Annotated in this window: 17 protein-coding genes; 8 read left to right on the forward strand and 9 right to left on the reverse strand. The window is 46.5% G+C overall.

What is annotated here, in order from left to right; all coding sequences use genetic code 11:
- Nucleotides 1-10: 10 nt before the first annotated feature.
- The 5 genes from efeO to J2Z66_RS32530 all read right to left on the reverse strand — a co-directional run bounded on the left by efeO (nucleotide 11) and on the right by J2Z66_RS32530 (nucleotide 4,830).
- Nucleotides 11-1,195: an iron uptake system protein EfeO gene (efeO, locus tag J2Z66_RS32510; RefSeq protein WP_209976939.1), complete on the reverse strand. Its 1,185-nt coding sequence runs from the start codon at nucleotides 1,193-1,195 to the stop codon at nucleotides 11-13.
- A gap of 26 nt (nucleotides 1,196-1,221) precedes the next feature.
- Nucleotides 1,222-2,721, reverse strand: a complete 1,500-nt coding sequence (locus J2Z66_RS32515; RefSeq protein ID WP_209976940.1) for an FTR1 family iron permease — start codon at nucleotides 2,719-2,721, stop codon at nucleotides 1,222-1,224.
- A 304-nt stretch (nucleotides 2,722-3,025) separates the two neighbouring features.
- Nucleotides 3,026-3,334, reverse strand: coding sequence for a hypothetical protein (locus J2Z66_RS32520; protein ID WP_209976941.1), 309 nt, complete (start codon nucleotides 3,332-3,334; stop codon nucleotides 3,026-3,028).
- Nucleotides 3,335-3,439: 105 nt separating this feature from the next.
- A complete protein-coding gene (locus J2Z66_RS32525; RefSeq protein WP_209976942.1) occupies nucleotides 3,440-3,994 on the reverse strand; it encodes a pyridoxamine 5'-phosphate oxidase family protein in 555 nt (184 codons plus the stop codon).
- A 71-nt stretch (nucleotides 3,995-4,065) separates the two neighbouring features.
- On the reverse strand, nucleotides 4,066-4,830 hold the full coding sequence (locus J2Z66_RS32530) for a YggS family pyridoxal phosphate-dependent enzyme (RefSeq protein WP_209976943.1): 765 nt from the start codon (nucleotides 4,828-4,830) through the stop codon (nucleotides 4,066-4,068).
- Nucleotides 4,831-5,077: 247 nt separating this feature from the next.
- Between J2Z66_RS32530 and pdxR the strand changes: the two genes are divergently transcribed.
- Complete coding sequence (gene pdxR / locus J2Z66_RS32535) at nucleotides 5,078-6,502, forward strand: MocR-like pyridoxine biosynthesis transcription factor PdxR (RefSeq protein ID WP_209976944.1); 1,425 nt, start codon at nucleotides 5,078-5,080, stop codon at nucleotides 6,500-6,502.
- A gap of 85 nt (nucleotides 6,503-6,587) precedes the next feature.
- On the opposite strand, the gene J2Z66_RS32540 is transcribed toward pdxR, so the two are convergent.
- Nucleotides 6,588-7,829: a benzoate/H(+) symporter BenE family transporter gene (locus tag J2Z66_RS32540; RefSeq protein ID WP_209976945.1), complete on the reverse strand. Its 1,242-nt coding sequence runs from the start codon at nucleotides 7,827-7,829 to the stop codon at nucleotides 6,588-6,590.
- A 274-nt stretch (nucleotides 7,830-8,103) separates the two neighbouring features.
- Here J2Z66_RS32540 and thrC point away from each other — a divergent pair, with 274 nt between their 5' ends.
- Complete coding sequence (gene thrC / locus J2Z66_RS32545) at nucleotides 8,104-9,501, forward strand: threonine synthase (RefSeq protein WP_209976946.1); 1,398 nt, start codon at nucleotides 8,104-8,106, stop codon at nucleotides 9,499-9,501.
- A gap of 113 nt (nucleotides 9,502-9,614) precedes the next feature.
- On the opposite strand, the gene J2Z66_RS32550 is transcribed toward thrC, so the two are convergent.
- The gene (locus J2Z66_RS32550; RefSeq protein ID WP_209976947.1) at nucleotides 9,615-10,580 is read right to left on the reverse strand and encodes an EamA family transporter; all 966 of its coding nucleotides are present in this window, start codon (nucleotides 10,578-10,580) and stop codon (nucleotides 9,615-9,617) included.
- Nucleotides 10,581-11,379: 799 nt separating this feature from the next.
- On the opposite strand from J2Z66_RS32550, the gene J2Z66_RS32555 reads away from it, so the two are divergent.
- The 3 genes from J2Z66_RS32555 to J2Z66_RS32565 are packed head-to-tail and all read left to right on the forward strand — an operon-like array spanning nucleotide 11,380 to nucleotide 13,172.
- Nucleotides 11,380-11,946, forward strand: coding sequence for a bifunctional transcriptional activator/DNA repair enzyme AdaA (locus J2Z66_RS32555; protein WP_245376020.1), 567 nt, complete (start codon nucleotides 11,380-11,382; stop codon nucleotides 11,944-11,946).
- Nucleotides 11,930-12,478: a methylated-DNA--[protein]-cysteine S-methyltransferase gene (locus tag J2Z66_RS32560; protein WP_209976949.1), complete on the forward strand. Its 549-nt coding sequence runs from the start codon at nucleotides 11,930-11,932 to the stop codon at nucleotides 12,476-12,478. Before J2Z66_RS32555 ends, J2Z66_RS32560 begins: the two co-directional genes overlap by 17 nt.
- A complete protein-coding gene (locus tag J2Z66_RS32565) occupies nucleotides 12,471-13,172 on the forward strand; it encodes a 2OG-Fe(II) oxygenase (RefSeq protein ID WP_209976950.1) in 702 nt (233 codons plus the stop codon). Before J2Z66_RS32560 ends, J2Z66_RS32565 begins: the two co-directional genes overlap by 8 nt.
- Before the next feature lie 19 nt (nucleotides 13,173-13,191).
- On the opposite strand, the gene J2Z66_RS32570 is transcribed toward J2Z66_RS32565, so the two are convergent.
- On the reverse strand, nucleotides 13,192-13,875 hold the full coding sequence (locus J2Z66_RS32570; protein WP_209976951.1) for a DNA alkylation repair protein: 684 nt from the start codon (nucleotides 13,873-13,875) through the stop codon (nucleotides 13,192-13,194).
- Nucleotides 13,876-13,926: 51 nt separating this feature from the next.
- The gene (locus J2Z66_RS32575; protein ID WP_209976952.1) at nucleotides 13,927-14,544 is read right to left on the reverse strand and encodes a DNA-3-methyladenine glycosylase family protein; all 618 of its coding nucleotides are present in this window, start codon (nucleotides 14,542-14,544) and stop codon (nucleotides 13,927-13,929) included.
- Between the two features lie 179 nt (nucleotides 14,545-14,723).
- Between J2Z66_RS32575 and J2Z66_RS32580 the strand changes: the two genes are divergently transcribed.
- From J2Z66_RS32580 to J2Z66_RS32590, 3 genes are all read left to right on the forward strand, one after another.
- On the forward strand, nucleotides 14,724-15,200 hold the full coding sequence (locus tag J2Z66_RS32580) for a ferritin-like domain-containing protein (RefSeq protein WP_209976953.1): 477 nt from the start codon (nucleotides 14,724-14,726) through the stop codon (nucleotides 15,198-15,200).
- Between the two features lie 423 nt (nucleotides 15,201-15,623).
- A complete protein-coding gene (locus J2Z66_RS32585; RefSeq protein ID WP_209976954.1) occupies nucleotides 15,624-16,202 on the forward strand; it encodes a TetR/AcrR family transcriptional regulator in 579 nt (192 codons plus the stop codon).
- Between the two features lie 59 nt (nucleotides 16,203-16,261).
- Nucleotides 16,262-17,002, forward strand: a complete 741-nt coding sequence (locus J2Z66_RS32590) for an SDR family oxidoreductase (protein ID WP_209976955.1) — start codon at nucleotides 16,262-16,264, stop codon at nucleotides 17,000-17,002.
- Nucleotides 17,003-17,016 lie beyond the last annotated feature (14 nt).

Here is a 17,016-nt window from a genome sequence, read left to right on the forward strand (position 1 = left end):
CCCTGCCCTCTTATAAAATGCTGGCTGTCTGAGACATCAGGTTGGAGAGCTGGCTAAGCTGATCGCTGATTTGGCGAATTTGTTCTGTAGTTAATTGATCGTAGGTGACATATTCGCCATCCTTCTGATAGTTCATAAGGTTTTGTTCCATCGCCATAAACTGTTGATCCAGTTGTGTCCCCAAATCAGGATTTTTCTCATTCAAAGCAGGTATTATTGCCAGATAAACCGTTTTGGAGCCATACACATTGGCCGCAAGATCGACCAAATCCGTCCGGGAGTACAATTCCTCTTCTCCTGTAATCTTCGAGGTAGCCGCTTCGTTCAGCAGCTCCATGGCACCAGCCACCATCGCCTTTGGCTCCAATTGAAGTGATTTGATCTGCGCCTGCAGTTCTTCCGTATCCTTGATCAATTGATCCGCATACTTGTCCTGTCCCTCCAGCGATTTATCCAGCCAGAGCGCTTTTTCGATGCGGTGATATCCCGTCCATTCACTTTCGTTCTCTACGTCGGCCAGACGGGCGTCGATCTTGGGATCAAGCTCCCCGAAGCTTTCTGCGATCGGCTCAATCGTTTCAAAGTAGACACGCGCCTTCGTATATTCAAGCTTCGCTTTTTCCATATCTCCCGCCTTCACAGCAGCAGCAAAAACCTTCGTCTGAATGGCCAGATTATCTGCCTGTTCATCAACAAACACCTTGTAATTGGCTACTGCCTTATTCAAAATTTCTGAAGTGTTCGCTGTAGTCTCTTTGGCGCTCAGCAGCTTGGTCAATGCTTCCTGCAATTTCTCTGCAGTTCCTTTTAGAGCGGTAAAATCAACCTTATCATAAGCCGAAGCCGAGAAAATCGGCATTTCGTACTTTTCAACATCGGTATATTCGAGCGGGAACGTTTGGCGTACCGTATTTTCGTAGGAGATCCAGATATCGTTAACCGATTTACCAAGACGCTTCACTTCCGCAGCATCCTGCTTTTGAATGGCTTCCTGCAGCTTCGTCGTTTCTTCCTGGAGCTTCACAGTTCCCTGCTTGATAGCATCTTTACTTTTCGCTGATTCCGAAGATTCCGCTGCTGGCGTCTCCTGCGGATTGCTAGCTTGTCCAGGGTCCTTCGATTCATTACTGCAAGCGGATAGCAGCAGCATACCTACCAGTGAAGCTGCGGCAATTGTTTTAAATGATTTGAACATCGTGTTTCCTCCTAGTTTTTGGCGGTTTACGCCTGCGAAATATGACGAGCTTCCTTATGAGCAGCCATTACCTTCTGATAAACAACCATGGAAATCCCTGCACAAACGAACAATAATTGCGGCAGCGTGCTGTACCACGACGGATATAAACTGATGGATACATATTCAGGCAAATAATCCTTTACAGCGGCTGGCAGCACACCGGCCATTTGCAAGCTGTGGATGCCAGAGCCCATGAACTTGAAGCAAAGATAAAAGACGATCAGGCTTGAAGCCAAAAAGACCGGACGGACGGGAAGGCGCGCACCTGCTTTCATAATCGCAAACGCACATAGAATGAGAATGCCAAATCCCGCGGCTATGCCTCCCGCAAGCTCGCCTCCAGACATTTTACCCGCCATGCCGATAAGAAAAATAACCGTCTCCAGCCCTTCCCGTACAATTGCAAAAAAAGCAAGGACTCCAAGTGAGATCATTCTCCCTCCGGACAACGCCTGCGAGCTTTTCATTTCCAAAAAACGGTTCCATCGCTTCACATCTGAATTACGATGCAGCCAATAGCTCACATAGAGCAGCAGCACACTAGCCAGCACACCCGTCCATCCATTGATCAGGGAGCTATTGTGTCCAAATGCACTCGACGAGAACAAGAAAGCAACACAAAAACCCGCTACCACACAAATAAACAGCCCAGCTGCAGAACCCCCGATCACCCATCGTTTGGCGGGCCTGGAAGCAGCCTTCTTGGCATACATGAGCAGCGAGCCTACAACAAGCATGGCTTCGAGCCCTTCCCGCAAAGGGATCAGGGCGGCGTCCCACCACGAATATTGGGCATCGGATAACGGTGTTAAAGAAGCAATCAGCCGCTCCATCACAGGCATAGCCAGTAAGTGCTGATCCGTATTGGACAAATAGGCATCCAACAAAACCAGGTCCCTCTCGGCATGATTGTAGACTGTCTGTGATTTGCTGACGATATCACCTTCAACGGACAGCCACTGCTGCTGCAGCTGCTTCAATTCGCCCTGGGCCTCATTCCACTTCTGCTGCTGTATCAGATCGCCAGTTTGCCGCAGCTTCATAATGTAGGTCCCCAGTGTCATACGCTGGTTCCCTTCATTATCGATATAGGCGCCGTCCCTGTAGTTGTTCAGTGAAAACTGCAGCGTCCCCACCAGCTCCAGTGCCTGCTCATTTTCCTTGTTCAGCAGTGCTAAGGATATCCCGGCAATTTGGCTGTCAATCTCCAGTGACATTTGCAGCGATGTTTGTTTGACGAGCTTTTTATTCACGGTCCACCATTTCTTTACGGTTCCAAAAACCTGTTTCGCACGTTCTGGATCATCCTTCTCCAGTGCGGCTTTCAGTTCCTCCACATGCCCGATCACAATGGCCGCTTCATCCGATGACGTATTTCCCGAAGCGTAAGAAACAGGGCAGAATACAAAAAAACTTCCTGCGATATATAACAAACAAACTGTCGCAAAAAGTATACGATGGCGCTGCGCGCCTTTACCATTCATACTTGATATCCCCTTAGTTGGTATCCCCTTATCCTAACGAACAACCATAATGATTATCATTCTCATAGATGGATTATAGATCGCTTCGGTTCTGCTGTCAACGATTAAATAACTTTGGGAAAAACTCCTTGTAGAGTCCTTTGAGGTGCGTGTTCGTGACTTGGGTGAGTTGCGGAGGGAAGGGCTACGGGCTCCAGCCGCTGTTAAAGATTTGTTCCCTTGAATGGAATGGCTGCTGAGGTGAGAACAAGTCTTTAAATGTGGACGCTATCGCTCTTCCACCCACAGCCATTCCCTCACTCAGCTACAAAGTGCAGAACAGAGCAAACTCAAACGGGCTGCTAGCAAAGAGTTCTTCTCTTGGCTGAGGAAACTTCCTAGCGGGCAAACGCTCATGGGGTGATGAACCTGAGAGGAGCGAGTTGAACTGGCGCGCTGCTACTTTAGCGATGTTTTTCATCGTTAAAGTACCACCTGGTCTCCTCAAACTTACTTTAACAATGAAAAACATCGTTAAGTGAAAGCCCCCACTTACCTCTAGCGCATCAAATACCTGTTTGTTGACTGTGAGCCAAAAAAGCAAGGCACGGGTGAGGTGCCCAATGGACAACAAGCTTCTACTTCCTTCACTCGTATACGTTTGAAAATGCTAATCCTCGTCTCCATCATTTCATGGTTTATTTCATGGTTTATTCCATCGTTTACCTCAATACTTATTTCAATGTTCACCCGCTTCTGTGCCGACTATACCTGGCTTGAACAATTTATCTGCTTCAATCGGACTTTCCTTCGCTGTTACTTGAGATGGCTCGATTCGATATACCTGAACCGCGCTTCCATATACAGACGATCTGTATTTTTCAACATGTCTCTTAGGTAGTGGCCGATTGTAATATCCAGGTACATATTTGTCTATCATGACCTGCAGTACTTCTGTAGCCTCATCCAGATCTGAGACAAGCTCTGCTTTGCCAAAAATCATAACGCTCATATAGGCCGTATCCGTCTTGGCCGGAACTGGATCGGTTAGGGTACCGTATTCCTCACATACCGTAAAACATGCTTCAGGGTTCTCACTCATAATTTGATTGCGTCTGCCTCCGCCAGCACCGTGAAAATAAAGCTTCCCATTTGTCCATACATAGTTGAGCGGAACTACATAAGGCAGCTTGCCATCCACGAGTCCTAAATTTCCAATTCTAGCTGTACAAAGAAATTGTTCAATTTTCTCCTGATCCCTACATTCCCTAACTTGGTAACGAACTGAATTCATTTACAAATCACTCCCTCTGATTATTCAATTCACATAAACTCATTTAAATCTATCGTTTATAAAGAAAAGTCCTAACGGGCTGAATGCTCGTTCCAGTAATAATGATCAGGATACATTCGCTCGCCAAAGATAGATGAACCAACCCTGATCATAGTCGCTCCTTCCTCTATTGCCACTTCAAAATCTCCAGACATGCCCATTGAAAGAATATTCATTGTAACCCCAGGAAGTCCCCGTTCAATGACCTGCTTTTGGACCTTTTTAAGCAAACGAAAGCAATTTCTTGTTTCCTCCTGCTTGGCGTTCAATTTGCCAATGGTCATCAAGCCCTTAATGTTTAGTGTTTCAAAAATAGATAAGCTTTCAATTAATGCCAACGTATCTTCAGGAGAAACTCCAAACTTGCTCTCCTCATAGGATGTATTGACTTGTACGAGGATGTCCATTTTATTATTTTCTTTGGTTAGCTGGTTGTGTAAGGCCTGCCCCAATTTCAAACGGTCTACCGAATGAATCATCGTTGCATATTTCAGCACCTCCTTCACCTTATTCGTTTGAAGATGACCAATAAAATGCCATTCGATATGAGAATGCTGCCTAAGCCTCGGGTATTTGTGTTGAAGCTCCTGAACCTTATTTTCTCCAAGCAAGGTCTCTCCAGCTTGTATGGCCGCGCTAATTTTTGTGTCTGGCACTGTTTTGGTCGCGAGTAACAGCCTGATCTCTTTTGCCTTTCTCCCTGAAGCCTCGCAGGCCAATTGGATGCGATTTCTTACATCTTTAAGGTTATCTTGGACATCTTTGGTGTCCTTAGCTTCCTCGGTATGTGTATCCACATTTCATCCCCCTCTCCCTGGTCCGATTTCATAGGAATGTTACAAAGTATAGCAATGATTGGAGTGTCTTTAAACATCCATAAAATCAATATTTGAACAATCCATAATATATAAGTTTATATCCTTTTATCTCCCTAATAATTAATCTCACAAATTAATCTCGCAAACTAATCTAAATCATTGGATTGCTAATATACATCCAGAATGATTTAATAAATGTAATCCAAACGCAGTGAGGTACACACTTATGATGAAAGTAAATCGTAACGATACAAAGCCAATATGGCAGCAGCTCCTTGATCAGGCCATTCATAACATTACAAGCGGCAATTGGCGCCCGGGCGAGCTGCTTATTCCATCAAGGGAATTGGCACAACAAGTCGGAGTCTCCCGCTCCACGATACAGATCGTGTATGAGGAGCTCGTCAGCCGGGGCTATACAGTCACGTCTCGCCGCGGTGGAACACGAGTTAGTGACTGGAATCAAATCAGCAGAGCTGATTCAGATATGACGGTCGGGCCGCCCCCGCCTCAATTGCCTTTATTGGATACAGCGGTCAATCAGCTGCATGACTGGTTCAGAGGCAAGGAGCATATGGACGTCGAAATTGATTTTACTCCCCACGAACCCTATCTGGATTCGCATTTTCAAAAGACATGGCGTCAATCTTTTCTTCATGCATCGGCAGAGACCGATTTATCCAGTTGGGCGTATGGAAATCCCTACGGGTTTGAACCCTTACGCCATCAAATTCAGCGCTATCTGTCTCTAGAACGTGGCATCCATATTCAAACGAATCAAATTCTACTAACATCAGGCGCGCAGCATAGTATTGATTTAATCGCACAGGCACTTTTGCGCGAAGGAGATATCGTCTCCGTCGAAGATCCCGGCTTTCCTGCCTCCTGGATGGCTATGAATTTTCGCCGTATGAAGGTTGTGCCTGTTCCCGTTGACGAGCAAGGCCTTATGGTTGAACATATTCATCCAGATTCCAAGCTCATTTTTGTCACACCCTCGCACCAGTGCGCGGTTGGTGTTATTCTCTCTGCCCCACGCAGGCAGCAGCTGCTGCATAAAGCTGTTCAAGATCAGGCCTGGATCATTGAGGACGATTACGACAGTGAATTCAGATATCGTGGAGAACCGCTTCCCACGCTTTTTAGCCAGAAACCGAGCAACACGTTGTACCTGATTAGTTTCTCTAAAATGGTTGCACCAGGCATCCGCATTTCTGCTATCGTCGGCCCCGCCCAAGCGATTGCACAGCTAGCCGCTGTTCAAGAGCTAACCTATCGGCACCTTCCGATTATGGAGCAGTTGACGCTGGCGCATTTTATAGAACATGGGCATTTTATGCGGCATATGAGACGAGCAAGAAATGTGTACCGACGTAGACATGAGGCGATGGCAAAAGCAATTATGGCGAGCGGTTTAGGAAGGCGTTTTACACTAAGGGGTATAGAAACCGGATTGCATATGCTGCTTGAAGCAGAGGAATCGTTCGATGAAGTAGAAATGACACACCAAGCCCTTCAGAAAGGTGTACGTGTATATCCGCTTCAACCTTATTGTATGGAAAGCAAGCGTAAGGGATGGGTTTTGGGGTTTGCAAAAGTGGACGAAGCAACCATTGAGCGAGGCATTTATCGGCTTGCAGAGCTGATCTGAAGCAATCTTCCTGCAAGCCATCCTTTTTGTTTATTTGTTTATTCGTTTATTCGTTTATTCGTTACTCTTTTACTCGTTTATTTGCTTACTTGTTAGTCAATACTTCCTTATGCGGTACTTCCCCTTTGCGATCTAGTTTGCTACGTTTGCGTATGTGGCCGTGGATCAATATGTGTGCCACCAGACCGGCAACCAGTCCCCAGAATGCTCCGCCAACGCCAAGCAGCGTAATATTCGCAGCGGTCGCGAGAAAGGTGATAAGCGCAGTCTCACGTCCCTTCGGATCAGCCATGGCATTGGACAAACTGCCACCGATCGCGCCTAGCAAAGCCAGTCCGGCGAGTGTCGCAATAAAGGTTGACGGAAGCACCAGAAACAGAGCGGCAAGCGTCACACCAAAGACACCTACAACTATATAGAAAATGCCGCAGGCAATACCCGCTATGTAGCGTTTGCCCGGATCTTCATGCGCCTCTTTTCCGGTACAAATCGCCGCTGTAATGGCTGCAACGTTGAAGGCATGAGAACCAAATGGAGCCATAATAAGCGAACCTATTCCGGTAATTGTAACAATTGGATTCGCGCTCGTTTTGAAGCCGTCGTTACGCAGTACGAGCATCCCCGGCATGTATTGACCTGTCAAAGTAATGACAAATAGAGGCAATGCCACACCAAGCAAAGCTTTGATCGAAAATTCGGGAGCCACGAAGACGGGGGCGGCCAGACTGAGTTCGATATGCTGCAAATCAACTTTTCCAGTAATAAGCAGGAGCATGAGACCAAGCACCAAGATGCCAACCATAGCAAACCTTGAGGTGAACCGCCGCAGAAATGCGTAGGCGATAAACAGCACTGCGACAATGACAGGGTCTATTTGCACCCCTCCAAAAGCAGCAATACCGAATTGCAACAATATACCGGCGAGCAATCCTGCAGCAATACCGGGAGGAATCAGCCGAACCAGACGCTCGAACATTCCTGACAGACCCAGCAGGATGAAGGCCAACGCTGATACGATATAAGCACCGATGGCTTCAGGATAAGGTGTTACTGCCAATGCAGAGGCAAGAAAGGCTGCCCCGGGTGTTGACCATGCGGTAATGATCGGCTCCCGGTACCGGTAGCTCAGCCACGCTCCGGTGACGCCAACGCCGATGGATATGGACCAAATCCAGGATGCGGTCAATTCAGGGCTCAGTCCCGCCACTTTAGCTGCTTGAAACACCAGCACGAAAGTACCGCCATAGTTAACGATAACCGAAATCAGGCCAGCCAATGTTGGTGATATCAAGTCGCGGATGCTGAGCGGAGATGTTATAATTTTCATAGCCAATTTCCTCTTCTCTAAACTGTGATTTCGTGACTATATCATGAATTGGATTGCATTAAACGATCCAAAAACTTTTTTTTGATCAGTCCATAAATAAACCCCCTCACTCAACAGCGTTGAATCTGCTCTGAATTCTGATAGAATGTTTTGCAAATAAATGCTACTCTTATAAGAACAGATTCGATTATTTACGCAAACGGTGATATGATTTAAACTAATGATTGACGTTAATTGTGCGTATGGCGTATTTGCGTATATGGAGGAGATACAGATGGAATATATAAGTACAAGAGGAAATGTTGGCAAAATCGGATTTATTGACGCGTTCATGATGGGACTTGGCGATGACGGGGGCCTGCTGGTACCGCATGAAATCCCGGTTGTATCGGCGGAAACGCTGCAGAAGTGGCAGGAGCTGAGCTATCAGGAGCTGGTGCTGGCTATTTTCGGGCTCTACACAAATGGAGAAATTCCCGAGCAGGACTTGAAGGATCTGGTGAATGCAAGCTATTCAACTTTCCGTGATCCGGAAATAACGCCGGTGCGCAAGCTGAAGGATGATCTGTACCTGCTTGAGCTGTTCCACGGTCCAACCTTTGCTTTTAAAGACATCGCTCTGCAATTTATGGGCCAATTATATACGTATGTGGCGACGAAGCATAACAAGAAGATTCATATTCTTGGCGCAACCTCGGGCGATACTGGAGCATCGGCTATTGAAGGCGTGAAAGGCAAAGAAGGCATCAAAATTTGCATCCTGCACCCTCACGGCAAAGTGAGCAAGGTTCAGGAGCTGCAAATGACGACCGTTCAGGATGATAATGTCCTGAATTTGTCGGTAGACGGCAATTTCGACGATTGTCAGCGGATGATCAAGGAATTGTTTGCCGATCTGGACTTTAAGGCAAGCCATCACCTGGCCGCTATCAACTCGATTAATTTCGTGCGGATCATGGCCCAAACCGTCTATTACTTCTACGCTTATTTCCAGGTTGCGAAGCAGACAGGAGCCAAGCAGGTCAGCTTCAGTGTGCCGACTGGGAACTTCGGCGATATTTTTGCCGGCTATTTGGCGAAACGGATGGGGCTGCCTGTCGGCAAGCTGATTCTCGCTACGAACGAAAATAATATTTTGGAACGGTTTATTCTCGAGGGCGTGTATAAGCCGGGAGAATTCCGTGCGACATACAGCCCTTCGATGGATATTCAGGTAGCAAGTAACTTTGAGCGTTACCTGTACTATGTGCTCGGTGAGGATGCGGCACAAATTCGCACACTGATGGAGCAGTTCAAGAAAGACGGAGAAATTGTTATTTCCGGCGAAGCTCTTGCCAAGGTTCAGACTGAATTTGGAGCCCATGGCGTACAAGGCCAGGAATGTCTGAACACCATCAAGCAGTACGAAGCGTCAGCCGGCTATTTGCTTGATCCTCATTCTGCCTGCGGCGTTGCCGCCGCGGACAAATATAACAGCGGTCAGGACATTATTGTATCCCTGGCAACCGCACATCCGGCTAAGTTTAACGAAGCCATTGAGCTTATTGGTATTGAGCAGCAGTTCCCGGAGCAAATTTCAGCGCTTTTCGAGAAGCCTCAGCGTCAGACGCGTGTTGATGGCTCGCTGCAGTCGATAGTTCGTGAGCTTGAGGCCTTCTATAACGGTAAATAAAACAAATGTACACAGACAGACCTGAATAAGGGCTGCGGCAGGAGGTTCACCCTTCTGTCGCAGCCCTTACCTATTTTGCACATGCACATTTTACATATTTCACATATTTCACATCAAGATGCCAGCCTCAAAACAACGATACCAGCCAATGCCAACAGCATACCTAAAGCTTCTCTTCTACTGATCATTTCTTTTAAATAAAAACGGGCATAGAGCAGGACGATAACAAGATTCATCGCACTGATAACTGAAACAATCCCCGTGACGCCATCACGAAATGCGTGAACAATAAAGATCATTCCTGCGATATTGGTAATGCCAACGAACATCCCCCAAATAAAGGTCCGTTTCATTGTCCATGCTGCGGGTAACGCAATCGATGCTGAACCCACTGAAACCCCCGACACTTGCAGCTGCTGATCAGTTGCAGATTCATGGCCGGAGACCCGGGCTTGCCCGGAAGCGTTCCTCTGCGATACATTTCTCAAAGCCTTAAGCTTCGCTTGCACAAAAAGACTGGCAAATAACACCGCCCCTGTGCCATACATAACCGTCAAAAGCGGCAGCGTTGCCGCTTCAAAAAGCGTAGCCTGCTTGGATGAAATATCCGTCAAGCCGAAAAAGAACATCGTCAGCAAACCCCACTGCAAGCCCTGCAGTTGTCCCAGCTTCAAGTCGCGGGAGTACCGAATAACTAACACACCGGCGATAACGATCAAAAAGCCGGCTAATTGCGTTATCCCCAGAGCCTCTCCCCATAAGAAATAGGCCACTACGACGACAACAACCGGAGGCAAGCCTGTAAACATAGCGATCATCGAAGCCCTGCCTACTGAAAAGCCTTTATACATAGACGCATTGGCAATAAATGAGAAAATCCCCATAGGAATTCCCATCCACACGCCATAAGTCCATGCCTGATTTAGATTGAGATTAAGGGCAAACGCAATTAAGGAGCCTGACAAATAAACTCCAAAAAGCAGCATATTGCGATCGATAGGCCGTTGGGAGGTCCACTGATACAAAATACCTCTTATTCCAAAACACATAGCTGCTGCCGCAGCAAAAACAAACCACATGATTCCTTCCTCCGGTCTATACTTGGGTGTCAACTTACTATCTCATACTTTAAGGACGAAATCAGCCCCTAATACTGTGTGCATGTGCATTCTTTCAAGCTCTTCTCTTATCTTACTACTTTCTTTACTCTAGTTGTGAGAAAAACGCTTTGCGGCGTCCTTTGATGTGCGTGCTCATGGCTTGATGCGTTGCGGAGGGAAGGATGTGGGCTCCAGCCGCTGTTAAAGATTTGTTCCCTTGAGAGGAATGGTTGAGGAGGTAGGAACAAATCTTTAAAGGCCGACGCTACCGCTCTTCCTCCCGAATCACACGAGCACCAAGCTCAAACGCTAATTTCAAACGGACTGCCCGCAAGGGCCCTTCTCTTTTATGGAAAATAATCCCTATCGATCAAAGGCGCTGGGGAAGCAGAGCGCGCGCAGCTGAGAAGGATCTTCTACTTTAACGATGTTTTTCATCGTTAAATAGAGCATACGCACGTTCGCCCGAGGGCGGGCCCAAACCCAAGCAGCAGAATAAGCGCGAAAATCCGCACACATTGGACTTGCGCGTGGCCGGCCTACCCTGACAATATGGAGCCCACTGTATAATTTGTTATTTTGTTATTTCGTTATTTCGTTATCTTGCTGTTACATTCCAAAATCCGTACAAAGCTTCATCCTTGGGGGTATACTGTTCATGGGGAGTTTATGGAGGTGATCGAATATGACAAAGCAAATCAAGCAGGATTCGCAGCGGATTTTCCATAATTCGGACGTTAGAACGAGTACGCAATTCCTGGAAACACTGACGGACGAGATGTGGCAAGCCATCATCAGCAATGATGCTTCTTACGACGGTCAATTCTTTTATGCAGTAAAAACTACGGGCATTTTTTGCCGCCCCTCCTGCAAGTCCAGACCGCCTAAAAAAGAGAATGTCGGCTTCTTTCACACAGCTGAGCAAGCTTTGTCCGCGAAATTCCGCCCATGCAAACGATGCAAACCAACCGGCCAGCGGCTGCCTGATGATGAATGGGTTGCTTTAGTAACGGAATATATCAACAAGAACTATATGGAGTCGTTAACGCTGGACATTCTGGCAGATATTTGTCATGGCAGTCCCTATCATCTTCATCGCACCTTCAAGAAAATCAAAGGCGTGACTCCGGTTGAATACATTCAACAAATACGGATTGGCAAAGCCAAGGAGCAGCTATTATCTTCGGAGCAGTCCATTGCTGAGGTTGGCGTGAGCGTAGGCCTGTCAAACACACCTTATTTTATTACCTTGTTCAAAAAAAAGACCGGACATACACCGGCCAGCTACCGTCAATTGCAGCTTCAACATATAGAGGAGGTATCTACAAATGGAGAAGAAAACTAAATTACCGATCTACTGGACCCTCTTAACCTATGAGGCTTGGACCATGCACATCGCGGCTACTTCTGAAGGACTTTGCTATGTTGGCTCTCAGAATCAACCCTTTGAAGAATTGGCTGTTTGGGCCAATGCCCGCTTTCCCGGAAGCCCATTAACCCGGGACGACAAAAAGCTGCAGCCCTATGCTAACGAGCTCATCGAATATTTGCAAGGTACACGTAAAAGCTTCACAATGTCCTTTGATTTTCACGGAACACCGTTTCAATTAGCTGTGTGGAACGCGCTTTGCTGTATTCCCTATGGTGAAACCAAATCTTACTCGGATATTGCCGGGCAAATCCAGAAACCAGCAGCAGTTCGTGCCGTAGGAGCGGCCATTGGCGCTAACCCCGTTCTGATTACCGTTCCATGCCATCGCGTAATTGGCAAGAACGGATCTTTAACCGGCTATCGCGGCGGCATGGATATGAAAAAGAAGCTGCTGCAATTAGAGCGGGAAGGCGCACTTGTTGAAGGAGGCTTACAGCATGCTTGACCGCATAGCTAACCTGAACTGGAATAAGCTGCAGCAATTATTGGATGAACACGGTTATGCAAAAATACCACCTTTACTAGATGAATCTGCCTGCAAAGAAATCATAGAAACCTACGAGATTAATGATAACTTCCGAAACACTATTGATATGGCCAGATACCGGTTCGGAATCGGGGAGTACAAATATTATGGCGCTCCCCTCCCCGCTTTGCTGCAGCAGCTGCGCGAAGGATTGTATCCGGAGCTTGCAAAAACCGCTAATCGCTGGCTAGAGCAATTGGGCCGCACTGCTGATTATCCGGATTTGCTCGCTGATTTTCTGGAGCAATGTCATAAAGAGGGACAGACACGTCCTACTCCATTGATTTTAAAATACGAGGCAGGTGGATACAATTGTCTGCATCAGGATTTGTATGGGAATGTGTTCTTTCCTTTTCAGGTTGTATTCGCCCTCAATCAGCAAAAAGTAGATTACACTGGCGGAGAGTTTCTACTGGTAGAGCAGCGGCCGCGGGCACAAAGCCGGGGTCATGTGATCACACTGGAGCAAGGAGAAGGCCTTATTTTCCCAACCCATCATCGTCCGGTCTCGGGTACCCGCGGTTACTACAGAACCACACTCAGGCATGGCGTTAGTACGGTTACCTCCGGAACCAGATATAGTCTGGGTATTATTTTTCATGATGCAAAGTAGGCTTAAGCACAGCTTCGATTTATTTTCGTTTCATGCTGCGAATCATTTGTTTGGTTTGCTGATCCACGCGGAAGGACTCGGTTATTTTTTGCAAGGCTTTGTTGTAGGTGAAGCTGTCCAAGGAATTGCTTGCCAAGTATGCCAGGGTAGGCTCCGGCAGCTTCACGTAACAGATGGATACTGCCCAGGCAACCGCCATCTTGACATAGTAACCCTCGTGCTTGATGCTGTCCAAAAGCTCCAAAACTCTACTGATATAAGCTTCTTCCATATAAAAATTAAGCAGCATAACCACTCCGAAACGAATGTCGTATTCTTTGTCAGATGAAAGATAAGGCTGCAGGAATTCCCATACTTGCTGCTTATTCGTTTTAGTAAATTTTAGTCCAATACAAAAGCTGTCGCATACTGACCAATTATCAATTTTGGGGACGAAATCAGCTGTATAACGAAGGATTTCTGCGAGATCTGTTTGTACATAACCGATAACCATGCCCTGCAGCATAATTTCCTCAAAATACACCTCTTCGGCAACTTCAAGATAAGTACGCCAATCTTCCTTGGCCAATTTTTTGGCCAGCTTGCGCAGCTCAGGCAATCGAACGCCCAATACATTGTTGATATTCGGAATCAAAGCCGCTGCAAATTTTTGATATTCCTCTTCAGCCAGTTCCATTAACTGCTCCTTGATTGTTTTCTCCACTAGGTGCCTCCTTTTATGCTGCTTTTTAGCTGCTTTAGTTGCTTTTCTCCACTACTCAAATGAAAGTTCCCACAAATATATGGAAGCTACTGAACCATACGGTGAGTATCTAAGACGGTATTGTTCAAATTGTTCCTTTGTCAGGGCAGGAAGGCCATATAATTTCATCATTCCGCGGCGAATGGCAATATCCCCCCAGCTTACTACATCACGGCGTTCCATGGAATTGATAAGCATCATTTCTGCCGTCCACTTGCCCACTCCATTTAATGCCGTTAACGTTTTTATCACTTCTGCATCTGACAACTGGTATAGTTCATTCAGATTAAAAGCGTCTTGCGCAATGGATTGGGCAATATGTTGAATACAAACAGCTTTTTTCATAGTCATTCCACATCCCTGGATATCGTCAGCAGTTTGCATGGCTAAATTTGGCGCGGAGATTTCTCCGAATTGATCCTGCATCCTTTTCCAAATGGTGTGTACGGCCTTAACAGAAATAAGCTGTCCTACAATCGCATAAACAAGCGCAGCAAACAGATCCGGAATGATCGTACGTTCAACCCTGCCCAGCCGCGTTATCGCTGCCGCGAGAGTTTCATCAACGCTTTTCAAATAATCTATTTCTTCTCGCCCATAGTCAAAATATTTGGTTTGAACGGTTTGCAAGCAGCATTCCTCCTGTATATCACTAGTAACAATAATACCTCATCAGACGCCCCATGTGCAGGTATCCGAATGTAATAGCAATATAGCGAAACTGAATTTTCTATCTTACACCAAACTGGGTATTTGTACATATGCTGGTTCTACATCCAACGAATAAATGTATTAGGGAGGTTTCATATATGTATTGGTTCAACTATTGGAACCGATCTGTGTTTAAGCCAGTCTGGTCCGTTTCTCCCCAGCAAGCGCTAGGTTTAATGAAAGAAGCGGTCCAAGGGGAACGAGATGACGAGCTATTCTATGATGAACTAATCCGGCTTGCTCCCGACTCCAATCAAGCCTCCATTATTACTGCCATACGCAATGATGAACGTGGTCATAATCAGATGTTCAGGGGTATTTTCAGGGAGCTTACCGGTCAGGAAATCTCGGGTGTCAGCAACAAGCAGTATCAACAGGTAGAGTCCTACACCTCAGGATTACAGAAGGCTCTCCAAGGCGAACTGGCTGCAGTTGAAAAATACCGAGAAATCTGGTTCGGATTACCAGTAGGAGTATACAGGGATACCGTATTCGGGATTATTTTGGACGAATTGAAGCATGCGAGCCAATACAATTATTTGTTTACTTTAAACTGGGCTAGCGGAAAAAAATAAGGCAATTAGCAACGAGATAGGAATGGAGATAGCTGTGGCGATGGCTGTGGCGATGGCTGTGGCGATGGCTGTGGCGATGGCTGTGGCGATGGCTGTGGCGATGGCTGTGGCGATGGCTGTGGCGATGAGGAGGATGCACTGAAAGGAGCTGCTGCTTTACCGATGTTTTTCATCGCTAAAAGCAACGAGTCCTCTCCTCAACCTTGCTTTAACGATGAAAAACATCATTAAGTGAAAGCTCCAGCTCAGCTCCGAGGATGCTCTTCCCTATTATCCTTTAGGGGCATGGCAATAAACAGGATTTCTGTTTATTGCCATGCCCCTTTCACTTCAAGTGACAAATAATGATATTTGTCACTCGTCACTGATTATGTTATGATGCTAGCAAGGAGGTGACAAACGCGGCGAATATGTCGCATTTCTATGGAGAAATCTGCTGAGTTTTTAACGAGAGATCAAATACTTATAGCTACAGAAGAAACGCTTCGGCGATATGGTGTAGCCAAAACCTCTGTGACTGACGTTGCTAAAGCGTTAAACGTAAGTCACGGCACCCTGTACCGCCATTTCAAAAGCAAAGCCGAGCTTCTCGAAGGTGCCACAGCAAAGTGGCTGGATGAGAAGATCATCCGGCCATTGAAGGACGTTTGTCATGACCCTTCATTAGAGGGTGCCCTGCATTTGAAAACATACCTGCAAACTTTAATCGGATTAAAGCAGCACTATGCACGGGAAGATGAAGAGCTGTTTACTATGTATGCCAAAGTGACAGAGGAATCCGCTGAATTAATTGACCAACACGTTGGACATCTTATAGAGCAAATGAGTGAAATCCTAATCCGCGGCGCTATACAAGCAGACAACCCTGCCCGATTGGCGCGCACCATTTTCTACGCAACATCACGTTTCCACCACCCTGCCCATGCCTATGAATGGAAGCACGCCAATATGGAGCAGGAATTTGCAGATGTTTGGACTTTAATAGAAAAAGGATTTTTATGAAATAAAAATAGAAGTGAAGTGAAAAAGAACGAAAAAATACGGAAAGAAGGCGCACATGCATGCAACATTTAGAAGGAAAAGTAGCTATCGTAACCGGAGCTTCACGAGGTATTGGACGTGTCATTGCGGAACAACTGGCTGATCTGGGCGCCAAGGTAGTCATCAATTATTCCAGCAGTCCGGAAAAGGCAGCTGAAGTTGTAGACGGCATCCTCCAAAAGGGCGGCCAAGCTGTAGCGATTCAGGCTGATCTCGGTAAGCTGAGTGAGGTTGAATCCTTATTTACTGAAACACTTGCGGCATATGGCAAGATCCATATACTGATCAACAACGCAGGACTTATGATCAATAAACCTCTCTCAGAAGTAACCGAAGCTGATTTTGACAAACAATTTTCCGTGAACGTAAAAGGTACCTTCTTTGCTTGCCAGCAAGCGATGAAATATATGGAGAACAACGGAAGAATCGTCAACTTTTCCACGTCGGTCACTGGGCAAATGTTCCCTGCATACAGCGTATATGCCGGCACTAAGGGTGCGGTTGAGCAATTCACCCGGCAGCTTGCGAAGGAGTTCGGCTCCAAACAAATTACCATCAATGCTATTGCTCCAGGTCCTGTGAATACCGAGCTTTTCCTGACAGGCAAAACAGAGCAGCAAATCGAAGGCATCAAAAATATGAATGCTTTTGGCCGCTTGGGTGAGCCTGAAGATATCGCCAATATGGTTGAGCTGCTGGTGAGCGATAAGTCACAATGGATTACCGGACAAACACTGCGTGTTAACGGCGGATTTATTTAATCTGCTTACAAGCC

The sequence above is a fragment of the Paenibacillus eucommiae genome, assembly GCF_017874215.1.
Lineage (GTDB): Bacteria > Bacillota > Bacilli > Paenibacillales > NBRC-103111 > Paenibacillus_AI > Paenibacillus_AI eucommiae.